The following is a 20727-nucleotide window of genomic DNA, read 5'->3' on the forward strand; positions in this document are numbered from 1 at the left end:
TTGAAGACTGGTTTCCATTTTATTTAAAGTTGAATTTTACGGTAAACATGACCTGACTTGGACGAAGCTGAATTCTTGTGTAATTGGTATTTGTTGCATTAATTTCATACGTTTCAAATACCCTCTTATTTGCGATATTCATCCATTTCAATTCGAAATCGATTTTCTTTTTAGCCCATGTGAACTGATAAGAAAGATCATAGAATCCATTATTATATTTTGCATTAGCTGCATTAGTATTCACCTGATCCCAATTAAATCCAATAGTGTGGTTTTCTATAGGATAGAAGAAGAGTCCTAAATTATGGGTAAAACCTCTTCTTGCTGCATTGGAAACTACATCTCCCGTACTTGTCTGCTTTGTTCTGGAGAAACTTGCATTATAATCAATGCTCATCCAACTGAAATAGGTGTTGTTGAATTTTACTCCAAAAGACTGGCTGTTGTTCTTGTTCGTATAGGAAGCATTATCCAGGAAAGCGTCAGATTTTGCTGTATTATTACTGTAGCTAACAGAAGCATTTGTTTTGAATTTCGGGAAATATTTTCCTACTTCTACATTATATCCATTATTCAGAACATGATTATCCTGTTCCTTATACTGCATAATAGTATATCCTGCTTCGTTGATTGTAGGATTGGATATTAAGTTCCTCTTTGCATCAGAAAATCTGTAGTTAATGTTAAAGAACAAATTATTCAACGGATTTCTGTATTCGATTCTCGTTCCTGCAGATTTATTATTATTCTGAGGAATCGGATTGTTAATATCCATCGCACTGATTCCCGCTGGAGAAGTCATTAAAAATCCTGAATAAGCAGTGTTTATTTCACCAAAATTATTATTAACATTAGCATTTACGGAAGCTTTCCAGAAAGATGCAAATGTATACTGTGCAAAAATACTTGGTTCAAATGTCACTTTATTCACTTCTTTGGAAACCAGTCTTATCGGATCATCTGCTTTAATATTATTCGAGTTTACCGGGAAATTAGCATACAACATCCACGAATCGCTCTTATAATTCACCCCTAAACTTCCATAAGGTGTCGCTGTAGTATATTTCAAATCATTATTGTACTGTGAAGCTGGTGTAGGATTTGGGCTGGTAAAAGGATTTGTTATAATATTTGACAAACTCGAAACTAAATTAGTCGATTTAAAATTAAATCCAACTTCCGGAGTAAACGTCCATCCTTTTGTAGAAAAACCAATATTTGCAGAATGATTGGCTTCAAAAGTTTTAAGTCTTAAATTCTGACTTACAAAAGATGTAGATGTAGGAAGAAAACCGGGAATTGCCAGATAGGAAGCCGGTGAAACATCCAAAGTCTGTCTGTCTGTCTGGTAGCTGATGTACGATAATACATTTACCATTTTTTCTTTCCACGGAATAATGGTACTCAATGAGTTTTGGAAAGAAGTTGTAGGCGATTCTACTGCTTCATCTCCATGCGCTGTATAACTGCTTGCAGAACCTTTTACTGTTCTGTCAACAATCCCTCTGTCGGCGTTCCAATACTGAGAAAAGCTTGTCGTGTTTTTAAAGAATCCTTTTTTAGCGTTTTTAGTAAAAATTAATTCTCCTTTTGCCTTGTCTGTATAGAAATTATTGCGGATATTCTGTAATATTGTGGACGCTGGTCTTTTAGGCGTTGCAAAAAGATCCTGTTCATTATAAGATTCTCGTTCCACCGCATTGTTGGTATAATTGGCATTCGCTTTCAGCTCCCATTCTTTTTTCTTATCGATATTGGTAAGATAATTTGCAGATACATAATGAACGCTGTTCATGAGATATCTTTTTACCGGAAGATTCGGCGTACTTGCATTTTCTACATTCAGCCAGTCGTTTTGGGTTGCGTTGATTCTTCTTCCTTCAAATCTGTTTCCGAAAGACAGAATATTTCCTTCGTTTTCTACCTGTTCGCCATTATTGTTGGATTTGTAATTAACCACCCACTGACTTTTCTGTCCGAAGAACATCGGTGTAAGTTTTACATTCCATAGAAGCGGGCTTCCTCCAACTCCTACTTCTCCTCTCCCCGTCATCGTCACAGAATTCTTCAGCTTGATATTAATGGCTGCCTGATCGGAAGGAACCTTATCCTGTAAGATTTTTACCGGCTGGTGATTTTCCAGTACCTCAACTTTCTGTACCGCATCTTTCGGAAGCGAGTTGTTGATGGTTCCGTAACCACCTTCCATTAAGTCTTTTCCGTTAACGTAGAATTTATTGATTGCGTTCCCCTGATAAAGAATCGTTCCGTCTGTATTGACTTCAATTCCCGGCATTTTTTTCAAAACATCGGCTAATGTTCTGTCGCTTTTGCTGTCGAATGCCTTGAGATCGTAGGAAATGGTATCTCCTCTTGCCGTAACCATTTTTGTTTTAAGCTTCACCTCTTTAATTTCCGTTGCTTCGCCTTCCATTTTGAAGTTGAGCGTCTGATCGCTGTTGCTGATCTGCTTCGTTAAAGGCCGCTGGTTGAAAGCCTTTACTTTAAGGTCTACATTAGATTCTCCGGAAGTGAAGGTGACTTTGTATTCTCCTTTTGAGTTGGTAATTCCGTAGGCAAGAATAGCATCTTTTCCCGGCTCTTCCACCGTTACACTAGCACTCGGGATTCCCACTCCGTCTTCATCCGTGATCTTCCCCGAAACTGTTTTCTGTCCAAAAGCAATCACAGAGAAAAAAATCATCAGGAATAAAGATATTCTCTTTTTCATAATTTATTATTTGCTTAATTAGTTAATGGTTAAAGCGTTTTGTTACACGAGTATAAAGATTGCATTTATAGCAAAAAGTTAAAATCTTTTTATCACTACAAACATAGTGATATTTTTTTGATGTGTTGAAATTTATTTTTTAAAGTAAAGTTCCTTTCCTGATGAAAAATTTTCTATGCATTATGCTCTCAAATAGTATTTAATGAAAAGACCGAATTTTTGAAGTGTTTTATTATTAATTCTTTGGCTAATTGTATACATTTGTAAAAAACAATTTCATCTATGGGAGTAGGAACTAATCTTAAAAAGCTGAGAAGCAAAACAAAACTTTCTCAACAGGAAATTGCCGATATGTTGGGATTAGACAGAAATACATATACCAATTGGGAAAATGAAGCAACGGATATTAAGTCTCAATACATTCCGAAACTGGCTGAAATTTTTCAGGTGAAAATTCAAGACCTTTTTGATGATCAAAAAGACACGACATACAATAATCTTGAAAATGCTGATTTGAAAGACAATTCGATTGGTCAAAAAGATTTTCAACAGGGAATCATTATCAATATTACAGATTCTGAAGCAGCAAAAGTAATCAGTTCTCAGATTCAAGAACTGATAAAAAGTCTGAAAAAATAAGTCGGTTTTTTATCTGACATTTGTGTTTTGAGCCTTAGATTTTAAGGCTCTTTTTTTATTATTCAAAAGGTTTTAGCTCCAAAGGATTGTTGTACATTTTTTTCTTTTTATCAAATATTTCCTGAGTTTGCTTCCTCATCTCCTCATCCATTTGTGGGAATCCTGCAAGGGTAAATTCCATGTTATATCTTGCCTGAAGATAATTTTTTTTGTTCATTAATTTATAAGGGGAAAGATTAAATGTAAATTCATCAGAATTTTTTTCGACTTTTATTGCTGTAAAATGATAATCATCCCTTGTATCATACAATTCAAATATTAATCCGGGTAAACCTACAAATTTGTACGGTCCTAAAGATTGAGGATAATCTTTAGAAAAATACGCAATCCATCTTCTCCCAAACTTGTTTGTTGCTGCCATTTGACATTTAATTCCATTGATTATTTTTGTATCACTGTACAAAACCCATTGCAAAGGCTCACCTTCCTCATAACGAAATTTAGATTCCATTGTATTAGTAAAAACTGTAGTTTTATTATTAACTCTAATAATTCTTTCCCGAAAATAGTCACTAATTGCCCTTGTATCTATTCCCTTAGTTTCATATTGTCCCGTATCATTTAAATAATTTTGTGCCGCACCAAAATAATAATCCTGAGAGTTTCCTACTAAAACAAATTTTTGATTATGTTGATATTTTTCTCCCAATTGAAGTTTAGAATCATAAGTTACTTTTATAGTAGGATCAAATGCTACTTTTTGAGAAAAAATAACTGAAAAAATTGGTATAGCAAAAAATAAAAAAAATTTCTTCATATTGATAATATAGATATTGAAGATAGGCGGAATAATTCCGCCTACCAAATTAATTTAAGGATTAATAGTCACATCTGGTCGTACTCCACATTCTACTTCATTAACTGAAGCAATATAGCTTGCCATTTGACTATATGTCCAATTATCTGGAAAAGACGTGTAATGTTTCACACCACAAGTTGAATTCCAAACCGCCTGAACTCTCGCAAACGCCATAACAGAAATTCCGAACATGGCGCAAAATAAAATTTTCTTTTTCATAGAATTTTTTCTTTTAATTGTTAATAATAATTTTTCCCTAGCTATACAATTTTATCTAGAATAAACGTACAGTTCGGATGATGCATCATTATGACTTTAAAGAAATACATTCTGCGATCGTATCACAAAATGTTTCGCGAATTTCCATTTGTGTCATATCACAAAACTATGAATAATAATGTAAATCTATTGCATAAGAAAATCGGCAAATTAAGCCTCATTTTTTAGGCACGACAAAAAAAAATTTTATTTTAAAAATTAATAAAATTCATTAAATTTTATTTTGCGTTTTATAATTGAATACCTTTCATTGCTTTTTTTAGAATGAGATAGAAAAAATTCTATCTTTTCCCTTATATTATTCTCTTCAGGGCAAAAACCAGTTATAAATATTTTTTTATTTTAGCGGGAAGAAATGAATTTTTATTCATCAAATTGTGTTTTTACCCTGCAATTCTTTTTTGCAGGGTGTTTTTTTTTAAAAAATTGTGCTTATAGAAATATTTCGCATTACTTTATCTTAGCCTAAATAGTTAAAAATGATTTGAATCATAGATTAAAAAAAGCTTAAATCTGTTAACATATATTTTTATTTAATAATTTTGTAACATTAAATTTTTAAGAAATGGGAATTAATTTAAAGCCTATAGATATTGTAGATGATATTACTCAGGAAGAATTCATTGAAAAATATCTGAAGCCGAGAAAACCTGTTGTCATTAAGAACATGGCAAGAAAATGGCCAGCGTACCAGAAATGGACTATGGAATACATGAAAGAAGTAGTAGGCGATGTGGAAGTTCCGTTGTACGACAGTTCGAAGGCAGATCCTGCAGCTCCCATTAATGCTTCTGCAGCCAAAATGAAATTCGGAGATTATATAGATCTTATCCAGAGAGAACCTACCGATCTTAGAATTTTCCTTTTTGACCCGATAAAATTCGCCCCGAAACTTCTTGAAGATTATATTTCTCCTAAAGAATTAATGGGAGGATTTCTGGACAAATATCCCAATATGTTTTTCGGAGGTAAAGGTTCTGTAACGTTCCTGCATTTCGATATTGATATGGCGCATATTTTCCACACGCACTTCAACGGAAGAAAGCATATTCTTCTTTTCGATTATAAATGGAAAGAGAGACTTTACCAGATTCCTTATGCAACGTATGCGCTGGAAGATTATGATATTGAAAATCCTGATTTTACAAAATTCCCTGCCTTAGATGGTGTAGAAGGTATTGAATGTTATCTTGAACACGGAGACACTTTGTTTATGCCAACCGGATGGTGGCACTGGATGAAATATCTGGACGGAAGTTTTTCTATCTCCCTGAGAGCTTGGGACAAATCCTGGGCGGTAAAGGCACATTCTTTATGGAATCTTACCGTACAGCGTAAATTTGATGACATCATGAAAAAGAACTTCAAGAAAAAATACATGGACTGGAAGGAAAAAGTGGCTGTAAAAAGAGCAGAAATCGCCCTGAAAAGAGGCTTACCAAGATAAAAAAAAGACGTTTCGGCTGAAACGTCTTTTTTATTGATTAAAATTACCTGATTATTTTCTCAATATTTCCTTTTGCACAGTTAAAAGCTTCTTCTGCTTCTTCGTAAAATATCTTCATTGAGATTTCAAACCCGCTTGCCATAAAAAAGGTAACATGACCTTCAATATTGTAGCTCAAAAAGCCAATATGGTTTACATTAATTACCAATGGCTGCCCCATAACCTTTGCTCCTTCCAGTGCATTGGGCTTTTTAACATGGATAACGCTCGACGCTTTAACATAGATCAAACCGTCTGATGTTGTTTTAATTATATAACCCACAACCTATTTTTTTGTAAAGGTATCAAATAAAATCACATGAAAAAATCCCCGAAAGATTCGGGGATTTAGTCAAAAGTATTAATATTTATAGTGATTGGTGTTTTTCCTTTAAAAAGTGATAAAAAATATTCCCGAATTGCTCCGGGAAATATTTTAGATCCCTTATTTGTTTATTTTTTAATAGTTGCGTTTTAGTATTCAACTACTATGCCAAGAATATCAAAGAAATTAAAAAAAATATTTTTTTTGTTTTTGATACCTCATTAGAAGATTTACCCTGAAAACGGCATATTTTTAGATTAGCTCACTGTAACACACCAAAAAATATACATATGAAAGCAACTGCACAATCTGAGAACATTAACTCTCACTTCAACAGGGAAGTTGAACGTCAAAAAGCGCTTAAAGCTCTGGAAAAAGCAAAAAGCATTAAAAGAAAAGTTGTTTTTCTTCCGCAGGGAGCAACAGGGAATCTAAACTACAGAGATTCATTCTAAATTTACTATCAAAAAAAATGAGCTGCAGAAAATCTGCAGCTTATTTTTTATATCAGTTTTGTAAGTTCTTCCACCAAAAGCTTTACCTGAAGTGGTCTTTTCTTTTTATCAACATCCAGTCTGTTGTAAAATCCGGTTTTCACGATCACCATCTTTTTTTCGGGAATCATAATGATGAACTGTCCTAAAAATCCGTAAAAAAACCTGCATCGATAATCATTTTCGTCATCTGCCCAGATTGTGTAACAAAATGCATCGTTCTCTTTCGTGGGCGATAAAAGTTTTTCACAATATTCTTTACTGATGAGTTGTTTTCCTTCCCACTCTCCTTTCTGCATAATGAATTGTCCGAGTTTTGCAAAATCTCTTGCTACGGCATGAATACAGCAGAATGCTTTTTCAACGCCTTTTTCATCTACGCTCCATTTTGCATGAGATTCCATTCCCAAAGGCTGCCATATTTTTTCTGAAAGATAGGCTGCAAGATCTTTTCCTGTAGCTTCTCTTAACGCAAGACCCAATAATTGTGCTGCAACACTCTGGTATTCGTACTTTTCGCCCGGCATTTCTTTAAAATCTATCCCGAAAGCCTGCGCCGCAAGATTGTCTACAAAATACTGTCTGGAATTCTCTGCGAAAGGATGATGGTATTCTTCTTCCCAATCCAATCCCGCCTGCATCGTCATCAAATGTTTAAAGGTGAGATATTTTCCGAAACGGCTGTTTTTGTATTGTGGAAAAACGGTGGAAATCAACTGGTTTTCAGATTCAATATATCCGTCATCAATCGCGCAACCCGTTAAGATTGAAAGAACGCCTTTCGCCATTGAAAAGGAATTCATTAAAGAAGAAGCATCATGATCTTTCCAGTATTCTTCGTGCAGGAGTTTTCCGTCGTGAATTACCAGAAGAGAAGATGCTCTTGTCTTTTTCAGCTCTTCCAAAACTCGTGCTGAAAGTTCTTTTTTATTGTAACTTATGTGTTTCTTCCATCGTTTCGGATGTCTGTTGTGAATAACCCGTGAAGGAAATTTTTCCTCATCGTCTATTGAAGGAGTAAAAGGTCCTTTTTTTAAATTGATCGCTAAAGCTTTAAAAATATATCCGTATCCCGAAAGAAAAACTACAGCAACAAATGCTGAAATTCCGGCGATGCCTGCGGTTAGAAGTTTCCTCATAGTAAGTTTGAAAAATTGATATTCAGATAAAATCTTAATAATCAATCATTCAAAGTATATGCCGCCAATTTTATCGTTGGATTTTTTATTGTGCTGCATTATTAACAAGTAATTCTTCCATATTTCGGGTGACTTCGTTGCAGGAAAAGCAGGCTTCTTTACCATCCTGAGAAAACCATCTGCACTGCGAACGGATCGGACAAAATGATAATTCTGTATTTTTTGGAAAATTCAGATCCTGAACTTTTTTAGACAGAGAACATCTGGACTCTTCATGGTTCCATTGTCCGCATCCTTTTTCCACACATTTTCCGGTGAAACGGAATCGCTGTTCCAGATTTTCATTCTGTTCTATAAAATCTTCTGTGACGGTAAGAGGGGTTATAAACTGTACTTTTCCGTCTTTATTGACGACTCCGAAAAGCTGCGCCCCAACTTTTCCAACGTAGCTGGGACACATCTTTTTTGAAGAGTTAAAACTAGCCTCCATAAGCTTTTATCTGATTATGGATGTCTGTAACCTGCTTGGTAATATCAATTCCCGGCTTGAAAATAATGATTCCCCAAGGAAACCAGTCTTTCACTTTTAAGGGTTTAGTCAGTTCTCTGAAATTTCTGTGTGCACCGAAAGCCTGAGTGTTGTCTACTTTAGACAGTTCGGAAAGCACTACATTCTGAATTCCCTTGTCGATGTTTTTTAATTGTTCGTCGGTAAGGTCTACGCCTTCAAGAGAAACGAAAAATTGTTTTTTGGTTGCCATAATTGTCGTTTTTATTGGTTTTGTTTACCAAATTTCGATTTATAAAAATGAAATCCAGTCCGTAAAAACAACAATTTTACATGGGAAAAATACGGAATTTAAACACTGATTATCAATAAATTAAATTAATTTTTAAAATTTATAAGATTCTGTAAACCGGATATTGTCTGAATGTTTTTTCTTCGAAGTAAGGAGAATTTCTGTAGATCCAGTCGAGCTGGGCAGTTCCGTCGTCGGCAAATTTTTTGTCGGATGCTTTTTTAGCTTCAAATTTCTGTTTTAAATCTTTATCTTTCTTCAGCAATTCTGCCGCGGTATCTTCAAAAATATAAGCTGAATAATATTCTTTCTGGGCTAAAATCCCATCAAAGAAATTCCAGTTGAAAAAGGAGTCCAGTGCTTCCGGTTCAAGGGTTTCAATGATGTATTTTACGCCTTCCTGATCGGTCGGAACGATATAATCTCCTGCTGAAAAAGCCATTTTTTTATCCGCTTTATCTACCGTTGTTTCAAAATGCAGATAATGTCCTTCATATGGATTTTTAACGGTTTTAAAATCATTGATTCTGTAAGATTCCACCGCAATCGTACTGTCTTTCTGAATGGTCTTCATCTGAATTTTATTTCTCTTAAATTCCTCAATAACACGACATTGCGACTGTGGAATGACATAATATTTCGGAATGGTGATGTAACCTGTAGGAACTGCAGTTGTAAACAGCCTGATGTTTTTTGTGAAGGGTCTACTTCTGTCGTAATAGAGTCTCGGTTTTCCGGAAATTTCACTGGGTTTGTATTTTCCCTCAAAACCTTTAAAATCCATGGTGGTATATTTTGTAGAATCTATTTTCCACCGGATTCCGTACTGTTTTCCGGCTTGGTACTGCTTTAGATTTTCAATTCTGAGTTGTTTTATTTTCTGATAATCCTGATCTAAATTCTGAAGGTTCACCAACATATATTTGTACGTTGCATCCACTCTTTTGTCGTAAGGTTTCAGCATATGCGTTTCAGGAACGGTTCCCAAGGAATTGAACAGCGAAGTATATCCTGTAGAATATCTCGGAGAATCTTCAAAAGAAGCAAAGCCAACTTCCGGAATATCACCATGAATATTAACGTAAGGCGTACTTTCGTAACCCAGTTTTTTTAAGTCTTCTAAATTTTTAGCCTGATATTTATTGTAAAAATATTCGCCCAAAACATTTCCCAGACGTTCCTTAAAAGTAGAAATATAAGTAAATGTGTATTGATAATCTGCTCCGTTACTTACGTGATTGTCAATGAAAACATCCGGTTTTAACCACTGATAAATTTCCTGAAAACTTCTGGCGTTTTTGGTATCTGCTTTAATGAAATCTCTGTTCAGGTCATAATTTCTGGCATTTCCTCTGAAGCCATACTGTTCCGGACCATTCTGGTTGGCTCTGGAAAATGATCCGCGATTGAGCATTCCGCTTACATTATACGCTGAAATGGCTGCAACAATGAAATTCTGCGGTGTTTTGATTTTCTGAGTTGCCAGATTTTTCATCAGCATCATGGTGGCATCGATTCCGTCCGGTTCGCCGGGATGAATTCCGTTATTGATGAACAAAACAGCTTTGGTTTTTCTTAATTTATCAAGGTCTTTTTCGGGAAAGGGGTTGTAAATGACCACATAAATTCCTTTTCCGTTGTCGTCTTCTCCTTTTTTAAGATACTGAATGGTGTTGAAATTTTTAGCTAAATTCTGATAATAGCTGTTCATTTCATCATAAGTAACCGTCTGATTTCCGTTTCCTTTTTCAAAAGGGGTCTGAAATTGATTCTGGGCAAAAAGAAATGAAGAGGTAAGCAGCAGGAAAAGATATTTCAGTTTCATTGGGTGGTATTTTGGACTTTAAAATTACTTAAAGTTTGTGAAACCTATTATTTTTAACGCGGAGACCGCAAAGATTTTATTAAAAAATATGAAAATATTCTTCGTTTGCAAAGGCGTTTTACTCGACAAAGGTGTTGCTTTCCAGAATTGCCATTCACTTTGCCAAATCTAACGAAGAAAGAATCTATCTTTGAAAAGCCTTTCGAACTACACTCGTAAAACTGCGGTTTATACTTTTTAATGATATTGTCAATGTGTGTTTTGCTCCCGCTGATTTTGCTGATGGCACTGATTTTAAGTATCAAAAAAAATATCTTCCCAATTTAGAGAAGATATTAGCGGTTTTTCGGTTTTACAGTATAGTTATTTCTGCCCTTTTCATCCGGATAAAGCTCCGGAAGGGGATCGCTTTGCCAGAATTCTTTGGAATCGACATCCATTATCGTTAAAGCCCCCGTGAATGCGGCTCCTGTATCTATATTCCAGACATTGGCTTTGTTGATGGGTTCTTTACTTCCCAAATGCAGTGTGGGTGTATGACCGATGAAAATTTCGTGGTATAAAAGCAGCCTTTTCGGATAAAATTCTGAGTCTTTCGCCAAAGTTTTATCCATTGCAACGGCTGTTTCCCACAATGTTCTGTCCCAACGGTAATTGCTGGAATATACTTCCTTTTCGGGACCGTGCATGGACGAATATCCTGCGTGAATAAACAGTCGGTTTTTATCGTCGACATAATAGTTTTTCATCCGCTGGAAAAACTCAAGATGAACTTCAATTTCTTCCAAAGAGAAATCTGAATAGCTATCTACCGTACTTTTTCCGCCATTGAAAAGCCATACATCTTCACTTTTCCCGAAAGAAAGCCAGTCTTCCGTCCATGCATCATGATTTCCTTTAATAAAAATACATTCCTGCTTTTCGGCAAGTTCAATTAAAAACTGAATGACCTGCGAAGATTCACTCCAGCCATCAACATAATCTCCGAGAAAAATCAGGATGTCGTTTTCTGTAACAGCGGCTCTTTCCAAAACCTGCTTCAATGCTTTGAATCCTCCGTGAATGTCTCCTATTGCTAATGTTCTTTTCATTTAAATCTGTTGTGATAATTCGGGCAGGATTCCACAATTTCCATCGCTTCAACTAATCTGCAATTCTTATGTTCAACAATAAAGTATAAAATACGTATGGTTCCTGCTCCTTTTCCAAATAATTCATTAACTTTTTCTTTTAAATCCTCTTTTTCAGGAGAAAAGCCTTTTACGGCTTCATCAAATTCTTTAGCTGTCATTTCGAAATATATTCTGTATCCACAAAATCCGTAAGCCAGACTTTGTTTTCGGAAAGATAGAATACGATTCCGTCTTCGTGCATTTTTCCGGTTTCAATGGTTAAAATGACAGGTTTTCCATGGCGCATTCCGACTTTGGTTGCGGTTTCTTTGTCCTGACTTAGATGAACGTGCTGTCTGTTTCTCTTTTCAATTCCTTTTTCAAAAATGGATGCAAGATTGGTTTCTGCGGTTCCGTGGTAAAGAAATTCCGGTGGCTGTTGTGGTTTCAGCGCCAGATCAATATCAATCGAATGTCCCTGATTTGCGCGGATTCTGGTTTTATCCCCGTTTAAAATAAAGCGTTTTTTGTCGTTGGTTTCCACGACCTCATCCAATTCTTCCAGTGTGAAAGCACGATTTTGTTTTGCACATTTTTCCTGTAGTTCTTCCACATCTGCCCATCCGTTTTCGTCTAAATTCAGCCCGATAACTTCGGGTTTGTGTCTAAGCACCAAGCTTAGGTATTTGCTTATTCTTTTTTTATGTTGTTCGTTCATTTTATAAATCGTTAATTATATGTTGTTCTTTTATTTTGTGGATAAAGGATCCTAGCTTTTTATTAATTGCGTGATATTGAAAATAATCTTGTTTTAAGGACTCATACATTTTTTTATCGTTATCTTTCACACCAGCAAGAATAGCATATTTTTCATATTTGATTGCATAATAATCTCTATCATTATTGTCGTTTTCAAGAGCGATATAATCATTTATATCTTTATCAATAATATTATATGACTGGAGCTGAAGCCTTAAAATAGACCCTTCTTTTCCTTTATTTCTATTTTTATAAATTTTCAATAAACCATCAAAATCTTCTTCGTTCAAATCATTTACATTTTCGGCACCTTTGCTTTTGCAATAATTTTGAGTTAAAAGCTCTATTTCTTCATAATCTTCTTTTAGTTTTTGCTGAATTTCAGAGTTTATTTCACAGTTATTTAACTTTCTCCAAAAAGCATCTTCCAAATATCCCTCTCCCAGCTCTCCACCACTTGCAAAACTAATTTTACCATACTCTCTGATTGCTTTTTTAAAATTTTCATTTTGATTTCCATGAAAAAATAAATTCCTGAGATACATATTACTTCCAAAATGATTTCTTTCCGTTCTAAACTGTGTGAAAATTGTTTCATCTTGAATTTTACTAATTTTTTCAGCTCCGTAATCCTGAATTAAAAATTCTATTGCTTCATCTAATGTATTAATCGATGATGTTCTTTCTTTAATTGTATTATACTTTTGTGTTTTGGATTTTATATAGTCTTCAGTATTTAAATGATTGTTTTTTTCTAAAAATACACTAAACTCTTCGTTTAATTTAATGAAATAATCATCGGGAATAATCTTTCGGGATTTGGTTTCTAAAAAATACTCGAGTTTCTTTTCGTAAAATCTTTCCTCATCCTCAATACAATCAATTACTGTTTCATCAGAGAAGTTTTTAAAATTTTTTCCAAAAAAAACATCATTTATTTTAATCTTTCCTTTTATTCTGTTGTCTTCCGTTGCAAAACTTACAATAAATCCTATATAATTGTACTGCGGATTATTAATGTAGTTTTGAAGTGCGATTTCTTTAGATTTTTCTTCCGTATTTACAGAGCCCGTTTCTAGATCTTGAAATGAAAATTTTTGGAAATTGTTTTGGCCAAGAAAAATAATTTCCTTTTCTGTAACAACCTTATAAAGTATTTTATTTTTCATAATATTCCTTATCTAATTTATCACATAGATTTTCAATATCATCCTTTCTCGCCAATACATCAACCCACTCTTTCGGAATACTTTCAAAACCATAATACAGTCCGGCAATTCCGCCTGTGATGGCTCCGGTTGTGTCGGTATCTTCTCCCAGATTGACGGCTTTTAAAACGGCTTCAGTATAATTTTCAGAGTTCAAAAAGCACCATAATGAGGCTTCGAGACTGTGAAGAACATAGCCTGATGAACTTATTTCCTCTTCCTGTAAAGTAAGTAATGGAGCAACATCATAATCGCCAATCTTCAATTCTAAAATCCGGTGAAATTTATTCATTTCGTCCTGTGAACAAACCGGATTGTTATCCAAAAATTCTCTGACATTCCTCTGCATATTTGTGTATGCTTCCCATTTTTCTTTTTTGTTCAGGATTTCCAATGCCAGTTCAAGATAAATGAAACACGCCAAAACAGAACGGATGTGTCCATGGGTAATGCCGGAAACATCTTTCACCGTATCAAAACGTTTTGCAATGGAAAAGTCTTTGATATAAAACAGCAATGGCAAAATTCTCATTAAGGAACCGTTTCCGTTATCAAACTCCGTTGTTCCACCGCATAAAGTTGGGGGAACTCCTTTACTGATTCTATGGATGGCTTGTGAAGTGGCAATTCCGATATCGAAAACAGTTCCGTGAGGTGTCCAGATTTCTTCATTATACCATTGTAAAAATTTCAGCGCAATATTCTCGAGATCATACTTATTACTGAGACTTTCTGCAAGACATAAAGCAAGAGAACTGTCGTCGCTCCACGTTCCCGCAGGTTGACGATGCGTTCCGAAAGCTCACATGGTTGTCACCGGAGAACGTTTCAGTTGTTCTCTACTTCTGAATTCCACCGGAACTCCTAAAGCATCTCCCACACAAACTCCGAAAATTGCTGATTTTACAAGGTTATTCATTCCAATTTCTCATTTAATTTCTCATTTAATTTCTCACACAATTTCTCAATATCCTCCTTTCTCGCCAAAACATCAATCCACTCTTTCGGAATACTTTCAAAACCATAATACAGTCCGGCAATTCCGCCAGTGATGGCTCCGGTTGTGTCGGTGTCTTCTCCCAGATTGACGGCTTTTAAAACAGCTTCAGTATAATTTTCAGACTTCAGAAAGCACCATAATGAGGCTTCGAGACTGTGAAGAACATAGCCTCCTGAACTGATGGAATCTTCATGATATTCTGAAATATCATTCTTTAAAACCCTGTCAAAAAGCTGTATCTCTTTCGGGTTAAAACCCTGAATTTCTGCAAATTGCAATACCATTTTTTGAGTATGATGATATGCTTGTTTTTTATCTTTACCCTTGATTAATTCAACGGCAAAAATTACATAAATAAAGCAGGCAAACACCGAGCGAAAATGTGCGTGTGTGATTGCAGAGACTTCTTTTACCGTCTGATAAAGTTTTTCAATATTTTCTTCGTCTTTAAGGTAGAACGCCAACGGAAGTGTTCTCATTAAAGAACCGTTTCCGTTATCTTCTTCGAAAATATTTCCCGAAAATTTTGCACTTTCTCCTTTTATTAATCTTGCGATAGAATGCCTTGTTGTTCCGCCAATATCGAATAATCTTCCGTGAGCCGTCCAATGTCCGTATTTTACCCACTTCACAAAGCTTTGTCCTATTTTTTCCAGATCATAGCCTTTTGTGAGTTCGTCTGCAATGCAAAGCGTTAACGAACTGTCGTCGCTCCATGTTCCTTTCGGCTGGTTCCACGATCCGAATTCCCGCATATTCTCAACAGGAAACGCCTTTAAAGTTTCTCTGGTTTTAAATTCTACGGGAACGCCCAATGCGTCACCCACACAAACTCCGAAAATTCCGGCTTTTACGATATTTTCCATTATGCAAGATTTACCAGTTTGTCAAAAAGCAGTTTCATTCCCTGCGTTGCGGTTTCTTTCATCACAACGGCTCTCTGTCCGTACCCGAAACCCGTTTCGTTGGGATTGATTACGATTAAAAGACAGTCATCCTTGATATCGTGAATTAATCCCGCTGCAGGATACACCTGTAAAGACGTTCCGATTACCAAAAATATATCGGCTTCTTTTGCCATTTTCGTAGCTTCTTTCATCAGCGGAACATCTTCTCCGAACCAGACAATAAATGGTCTTAACTGCGCTCCGTCTTCTGCTTTATCGCCGATGTTGATGTCATTTTTCTGCTCGTAAATCAGGTTTTTATTGCTGCAAGAACAGGATTTGAATAATTCGCCATGTAAATGTAAAATATTGGTTGAACCAGCTCTTTCATGCAGATCATCAATATTCTGGGTAATGATCTGAACTTCAAAATGTTTTTCCAGTTCTGCCAATAATCGATGTGCATCATTCGGTTCGACTTCGTGAAGCTGTCTTCGTCTCTGGTTGTAAAACTCAAGAACCAAAGCTCTGTCTTTTCTCCATCCTTCCGGACTTGCCACATCTGTGATGCTATGATTTTCCCAAAGACCATCTCCGTCTCTGAAGGTTTTTATTCCGCTTTCGGCACTGATTCCGGCGCCGGTTAATATGGTTAGTTTTTTCATTTGCTTGTTATTTTATCTTTTAAAATCTCAATTCCCAATATTATCACCAAAATAATAGAGATTGGTATTGAAATTATATACAAAGGAATATTCTTAATATTCTGCTTTATGGTAATTCCGTATTTATCATCTGTTTTTTTGTTAATGAAAGCAACAAAATTATCTTCCTTTGACTTTGTTATTTTTTTCTCAAAAGTATTCCAATGCTCATTTATACAAACTTCTTCAAAAATATAAAGATTAGGGACTTCTCTATTTTCAGATAGATTAAAAAAATAATATGTTTCAAAATTTGAATCAAAATATTTTACATATTCAACTTCTTTCTTGATAAATAAAACATCTTCTTTCTGTAATACATTAAGTTTATCGAGCTCTAGTCGTAATTTGTGTTGATTCTTTCTTAATTCATCAGCATTTGTTTCAACTTGAAAAACATTTGAGTTTCTTCCTGCGTTTTGAAGATAATAAATGTACTCTTTTGGAAATTTCAGATTTAATTCTTTTTGAAGAAAATTGATTTCTTCAGCCGTCAATCCTGTATTTTGATTTTTAGAATCATCTACAAATCTGAAATTATATTTTTCCATTACTTTAAAATTTTTTTGTAGATATCCTCATTTTCATCATCAAAACATACGAAAATAACTTTTTCAATGATCTCCGATGTAAAGTTTTTCACCTCATCTATGGCAATTTTTGCAGCCAATTCTTTTGGGAAGCGATAAATTCCTGTGCTGATATTGGGAAAGGCAATGGTTTTAACATTCAGACTTTCTGCTAATCTCAATAAATTATGGTAACAATTTGCCAATAATTTCGATTCTTTTTCTTCATCTCCATTCCAGACCGGACCAACGGTATGAATGACGTATTTCGCAGAGAGATTTCCGCCGGTTGTAACGACCGCTTCTCCTGTTCTGCATTTGCCCTGTTGGTTTCTGATTTCTATACACTCATCAAGAATTTGTTTTCCTCCAGCCCGATGAATGGCTCCGTCTACTCCGCCACCGCCTAATAAGGAAGAGTTGGCTGCGTTCACAATGGCTTCCGTGTTTATTTTGGTGATATCGCCTTTTATTAATTTAATTTCCATAAAATCTGCTTTTTTTCCAATCCTCAACATTCTTTGTCCAATCCGGAATTGACGCTTCATTGCAGCTTAGAATACTTATCCCTCCTGCCATTGCGCAGGTTGTATCTCTGTCGCCTAATGCTGAAACTGTATTCCAAAGACATTCTTCAAAATTGTTCCGGTATCTTGAAAGCATCCAGAGTACAATCGGCACAGTGTCCTGAGCGGTCATTTTTATTCCGTTTCCTAGTGTTTTGACTAATAACTCAATGCTTGGGTTTCCGTCTAAATATAAGGCTTTGTTCAGTTTACTTTTCATATCAGAATCATTCAATTCAGCCTGAATTTTTTGAATAAGTTCCTGCTGATTCAACTGTATCAATCCTAATTTTTCCTGAATGACAAAAGCTGCCGCCAATGCAATGGCTTTTGTGCCTTCTATCGCTTCTTTGTTGGCGTGGGTAACTTCACAGGACAGTTCTGCATTTGTTTTAAGCTGATCCAGATCATCATAAAAATAAGCTCCGATTACAGAGGCTCTCATCGCTCCTCCGTTTCCCATAGAACCTTGTCCTCCAAATTTTGAATAGGAAACTTCTTTCCAGTTTTCACCATCCTTTACTGCTCTGAAATATTGATGCATTGAAGGTCCGTAACCTCGATTAATATCAAGATAATAATTTTGGGTAAACTCTTCCGCCAGAAAATCCTGATTGATTTGTCCGAATTTTTCTAATGATTTGAAAACAGCAATTGCCATAATGGTATCATCCGTAAAATCCAGAGCGCTTTCAGGAATTATTCTTTGATGGATGTGCATTCTGATCATACTTTCTTCACCAAAGAAACTTTCCCCAAAAGCATCACCAATGGAAATCCCCGTAAGTGATTTTGAAGCGAGTAAGAGTTTATTTTTCATTATTTTAACCTTAATTTCTTATTTAAATCCTCATCATCAAACGACAACGGTTTTTCTTCCGGAAGAACTAAATTTTCTAAATCGTCATTCAAAACAAACTGATGCTGTTCTTTAACAAAATCTGAAATATCTTCAATGAAAAGGAGGTCTTCTTTAGCAAAGGATTTGATGAAGTCATTTCTCAAACCAATCTGAATGGCTCTCCTTTCCAGTTTGTTTCCGAAAGGATCGTGATCCGGATCCCATTGCAGTCTCACAGAAGATTCTTTCACCTGATTCCGCCATTCTTCCCTTGAAATTTCTAATTTTTCATTGTATGAAGAATAGACTGCGTTTTTCAGATAATTTTTAAATGCATCCATCTTCAAATGAATGGCAAGAACAGATTCCTGTCCTTCTTTTGTTCCCCAGCCGTTTCGGAACATCATCCAAAGGAAGTTCGGTTTTATCCAGGTCATTCTTTCTAAGTTGAATCCGCCGCCAAAATATTGATTTTTAACGGCAAAATTGCCTATTTCTTTTCGATACGACTGGTAGACAATAATTTTATCTTCATCATACTGAGCCATGATATGATAGCCTTTTTCCGGCCAATCCTGTAGCTGTTCTTTATATTTTTTTAGTTTAAAATCCATTTTCATTGTAATAATCTTCCCACTCCTTTTTATCAATTGCCCTATAATCTTCTGTCGGAAAATTGTATTGATTAATTAAAATACCCATATCAAAATCTTCTGTGTTGGGAAATAATAAATAGGTAATTGTTTTATTTATTCTTTCAACAATCAGATTAATATCATGTATATTTTCAAACATTATTTTTTCAGAAACTCTTTCTTCAATGGAAGGAATTCCCATAAGTCTTACTCCTCCAAAGAAACCTCTCACTAAATTCAGATAGGCTTTTCTAAAATATATTATGCTTTTTAAAATTTCTTTAAGATTTTCTATTTTTATATCTTCAATCTTATAAAAACCGTCAATTGAAGATTCTATCATTTCTGCAATTTCTTCTGGAAACTCATAATCTTTAAATTCATTAATAAATTCCAAATCATAAAAGTGTTTTAAGTCTTTGATCTGTATATTCAGATATGCAAAAACAGAGCATATTCTCCTGAATCTTATTTGTTTAGAAAGTAAGAGCTTTGTAGGATCATTAAAATAAATATCTGATTTCTGATGTTCTAAAACATATTGAAAATCATACAGCAATTCTAAAATTTCTACCGTTATTTCTTCTCTTGTAATTTTCATGATATTTCTTCAAACGGCTTTATCATTTCCTCCTTTTTCGAGAGAATGGCAAAAACCACTCTTTTAAATTTATTTTTATACTTCCCAAGAAGATGCTTTTTGAATAATTCGGCAATTTCTTTCGGATCATTTTTGAAAACTCCGCATCCCCAAGCTCCTAAAATTAAGGTTTCATTTCCTTTGTTTAAAGCTAAAGCAAGCATTTTATCTGTTCTTACATCCATTGCTCCGAAAATTTCATCCGCTCTTTCCGGTTCCTGACGTTTTACAACACCTGCGTTCACTGCGGGAGAGGTGATGAAATTGCACAAAACAGGCTGATCCAGCAATTCTCCTTTATCTTTCCTGAAAACGGGAACTTTCGGGCTGTAAATCATCATATCTGTATAAAAGCACGATTCCATGGCGCGGTGGGTTTCGTAATATTCCCAACCCTGAAGCAGACTGTCGTGAAGTCCGGAAGTTCTTGCCAGACTTTCTTCCTGCGCTTCGGCTCCGTTGATGAACCCACCACCGGGATTTTTCGCTGATGCAAAATTCAGGCACATGAGTTTCTCCTGATCTTCTTCTGCAGCTAACTGCAAAATGGCTTTCAGGGAACTGCATCTCCAGACTTCAAACTGAGTCTCAAAGTGGGTTTCCGGAAGTTCGTTTTTTGTCATTTCTGAAAGTTCTTCCGAGGAATACAAAACGGTTTCTTTAATACAAGCTTCCATTTCATTTTGGATGCTGATTTTTTCGTTGTTTTCGTTGATATAATATTTTTTAGCTAAGATTTCCAAGGTATCTTTCGCCATTCCTTTATTTGTCATTGTTAGTTTTTTAATGTTTGTCAATAGATTTTCCAGTTGTTCATTTGCTGCTTTTTTGAAGTCTTTTCCCATGAAAACTTTCGTCACTTCAATATTGCCGACAATTGCCTGATTAAATTCTTCGAGTTCTTCGGAAGGAATCCAGAGTTCGTTGTGATTTCTGGCTCCTACGTTTTGTGAGGGATATTTGCTGACTACTTCCTCAGAAACTTCAAACTTTGTAACAAAACCGAGATAATTTCCGGTTTCGTCCCGCGTGTTCCATTTTTCTGCGATTTCGGAAGCGTATTCTTCATTCAGAACAGGGTAGAAAATGGGTTGCCAGTTTAATCTTGGAGGGAATTTTTTATAGTTGCTTTGGATGATTAAGAGCATTTCTTTTTCTCCGACGGGCCTGTATAAAGTTGTTGTTTTCATGTTATTTTTATTTTTTAACGCAAAGTCCGCAGAGTTTTT

At 35.3% G+C, this 20727-nt stretch carries 23 protein-coding genes and 1 pseudogene; 3 read left to right on the forward strand and 21 right to left on the reverse strand.

All coding sequences use genetic code 11. The features are described 5' to 3' along the window. Positions 1-19: 19 nt before the first annotated feature. Positions 20-2731, reverse strand: a complete 2712-nt coding sequence (locus AC52CF_RS21030; protein WP_214587838.1) for a TonB-dependent receptor — start codon at positions 2729-2731, stop codon at positions 20-22. 282 nt (positions 2732-3013) lie between these two features. Here AC52CF_RS21030 and AC52CF_RS21035 point away from each other — a divergent pair, with 282 nt between their 5' ends. After that, positions 3014-3370: a helix-turn-helix domain-containing protein gene (locus AC52CF_RS21035; RefSeq protein WP_214587837.1), complete on the forward strand. Its 357-nt coding sequence runs from the start codon at positions 3014-3016 to the stop codon at positions 3368-3370. Between the two features lie 58 nt (positions 3371-3428). Here AC52CF_RS21035 and AC52CF_RS21040 read toward each other — a convergent pair whose 3' ends face one another. Together AC52CF_RS21040 and AC52CF_RS21045 are read right to left on the reverse strand one after the other, a co-directional pair. Beyond that, entirely contained in the window at positions 3429-4187 is a 759-nt protein-coding gene (locus AC52CF_RS21040) for a GLPGLI family protein (protein ID WP_214587836.1), read from the reverse strand. Between the two features lie 54 nt (positions 4188-4241). Then, positions 4242-4448, reverse strand: coding sequence for a hypothetical protein (locus AC52CF_RS21045; RefSeq protein WP_214587835.1), 207 nt, complete (start codon positions 4446-4448; stop codon positions 4242-4244). 625 nt (positions 4449-5073) lie between these two features. On the opposite strand from AC52CF_RS21045, the gene AC52CF_RS21050 reads away from it, so the two are divergent. Then, positions 5074-5955, forward strand: a complete 882-nt coding sequence (locus AC52CF_RS21050) for a cupin-like domain-containing protein (RefSeq protein ID WP_087706597.1) — start codon at positions 5074-5076, stop codon at positions 5953-5955. 43 nt (positions 5956-5998) lie between these two features. Here the strand turns inward: AC52CF_RS21050 and AC52CF_RS21055 are convergent, their stop codons facing one another. After that, the gene (locus AC52CF_RS21055; RefSeq protein ID WP_214587834.1) at positions 5999-6277 is read right to left on the reverse strand and encodes a hypothetical protein; all 279 of its coding nucleotides are present in this window, start codon (positions 6275-6277) and stop codon (positions 5999-6001) included. 332 nt (positions 6278-6609) lie between these two features. Between AC52CF_RS21055 and AC52CF_RS21060 the strand changes: the two genes are divergently transcribed. Continuing rightward, a complete protein-coding gene (locus AC52CF_RS21060; protein WP_157967254.1) occupies positions 6610-6774 on the forward strand; it encodes a hypothetical protein in 165 nt (54 codons plus the stop codon). 47 nt (positions 6775-6821) lie between these two features. On the opposite strand, the gene AC52CF_RS21065 is transcribed toward AC52CF_RS21060, so the two are convergent. The 17 genes and pseudogenes from AC52CF_RS21065 to AC52CF_RS21145 all read right to left on the reverse strand — a co-directional run bounded on the left by AC52CF_RS21065 (position 6822) and on the right by AC52CF_RS21145 (position 20688). Beyond that, entirely contained in the window at positions 6822-7952 is a 1131-nt protein-coding gene (locus AC52CF_RS21065) for a serine hydrolase domain-containing protein (RefSeq protein ID WP_375181422.1), read from the reverse strand. An 85-nt stretch (positions 7953-8037) separates the two neighbouring features. Then, the gene (locus AC52CF_RS21070; RefSeq protein ID WP_375181423.1) at positions 8038-8412 is read right to left on the reverse strand and encodes a hypothetical protein; all 375 of its coding nucleotides are present in this window, start codon (positions 8410-8412) and stop codon (positions 8038-8040) included. A gap of 19 nt (positions 8413-8431) precedes the next feature. Continuing rightward, on the reverse strand, positions 8432-8713 hold the full coding sequence (locus tag AC52CF_RS21075; protein WP_123891980.1) for a hypothetical protein: 282 nt from the start codon (positions 8711-8713) through the stop codon (positions 8432-8434). A 139-nt stretch (positions 8714-8852) separates the two neighbouring features. Continuing rightward, complete coding sequence (locus AC52CF_RS21080; protein ID WP_496517640.1) at positions 8853-10577, reverse strand: M14 family metallopeptidase; 1725 nt, start codon at positions 10575-10577, stop codon at positions 8853-8855. Between the two features lie 335 nt (positions 10578-10912). After that, positions 10913-11668 (reverse strand): metallophosphoesterase family protein, encoded by a 756-nt coding sequence (locus AC52CF_RS21085; protein ID WP_375182128.1) that lies wholly within the window; start codon positions 11666-11668, stop codon positions 10913-10915. Then, entirely contained in the window at positions 11665-11868 is a 204-nt protein-coding gene (locus tag AC52CF_RS21090) for a hypothetical protein (RefSeq protein ID WP_375182127.1), read from the reverse strand. Before AC52CF_RS21090 ends, AC52CF_RS21085 begins: the two co-directional genes overlap by 4 nt. Continuing rightward, the gene (locus AC52CF_RS21095) at positions 11865-12407 is read right to left on the reverse strand and encodes an RNA 2'-phosphotransferase (RefSeq protein WP_375182126.1); all 543 of its coding nucleotides are present in this window, start codon (positions 12405-12407) and stop codon (positions 11865-11867) included. Before AC52CF_RS21095 ends, AC52CF_RS21090 begins: the two co-directional genes overlap by 4 nt. A 1-nt stretch (position 12408) precedes the next feature. Then, positions 12409-13617: a hypothetical protein gene (locus AC52CF_RS21100; RefSeq protein WP_375182125.1), complete on the reverse strand. Its 1209-nt coding sequence runs from the start codon at positions 13615-13617 to the stop codon at positions 12409-12411. Next, positions 13607-14575: pseudogene (locus tag AC52CF_RS21105) on the reverse strand (ADP-ribosylglycohydrolase family protein). The gene AC52CF_RS21100 and the pseudogene AC52CF_RS21105 overlap by 11 nt, the downstream one beginning before the upstream one ends. Further along, on the reverse strand, positions 14572-15522 hold the full coding sequence (locus AC52CF_RS21110; protein ID WP_496517641.1) for an ADP-ribosylglycohydrolase family protein: 951 nt from the start codon (positions 15520-15522) through the stop codon (positions 14572-14574). The pseudogene AC52CF_RS21105 and the gene AC52CF_RS21110 overlap by 4 nt, the downstream one beginning before the upstream one ends. Next, positions 15522-16208 carry an SIR2 family NAD-dependent protein deacylase gene (locus AC52CF_RS21115; RefSeq protein ID WP_375182122.1) on the reverse strand — a complete coding sequence of 229 codons (687 nt, stop codon included), beginning with the start codon at positions 16206-16208 and terminating at the stop codon, positions 15522-15524. Before AC52CF_RS21115 ends, AC52CF_RS21110 begins: the two co-directional genes overlap by 1 nt. After that, on the reverse strand, positions 16205-16798 hold the full coding sequence (locus AC52CF_RS21120) for an SMI1/KNR4 family protein (RefSeq protein WP_375191136.1): 594 nt from the start codon (positions 16796-16798) through the stop codon (positions 16205-16207). The genes AC52CF_RS21115 and AC52CF_RS21120 overlap by 4 nt, the downstream gene beginning before the upstream one ends. Then, the gene (locus tag AC52CF_RS21125; protein WP_375191137.1) at positions 16798-17304 is read right to left on the reverse strand and encodes an O-acetyl-ADP-ribose deacetylase; all 507 of its coding nucleotides are present in this window, start codon (positions 17302-17304) and stop codon (positions 16798-16800) included. Before AC52CF_RS21125 ends, AC52CF_RS21120 begins: the two co-directional genes overlap by 1 nt. After that, a complete protein-coding gene (locus AC52CF_RS21130; RefSeq protein WP_496517642.1) occupies positions 17294-18202 on the reverse strand; it encodes an ADP-ribosylglycohydrolase family protein in 909 nt (302 codons plus the stop codon). The genes AC52CF_RS21125 and AC52CF_RS21130 overlap by 11 nt, the downstream gene beginning before the upstream one ends. Further along, entirely contained in the window at positions 18202-18837 is a 636-nt protein-coding gene (locus tag AC52CF_RS21135; protein ID WP_496517643.1) for a DUF4291 domain-containing protein, read from the reverse strand. The genes AC52CF_RS21130 and AC52CF_RS21135 overlap by 1 nt, the downstream gene beginning before the upstream one ends. Next, positions 18827-19459: a hypothetical protein gene (locus tag AC52CF_RS21140; protein WP_496517644.1), complete on the reverse strand. Its 633-nt coding sequence runs from the start codon at positions 19457-19459 to the stop codon at positions 18827-18829. Before AC52CF_RS21140 ends, AC52CF_RS21135 begins: the two co-directional genes overlap by 11 nt. After that, complete coding sequence (locus AC52CF_RS21145) at positions 19456-20688, reverse strand: TIGR02452 family protein (protein WP_496517645.1); 1233 nt, start codon at positions 20686-20688, stop codon at positions 19456-19458. Before AC52CF_RS21145 ends, AC52CF_RS21140 begins: the two co-directional genes overlap by 4 nt. Between the last annotated feature and the right edge of the window lie 39 nt (positions 20689-20727).

Source organism: Chryseobacterium sp. 2P, from assembly GCF_059579425.1.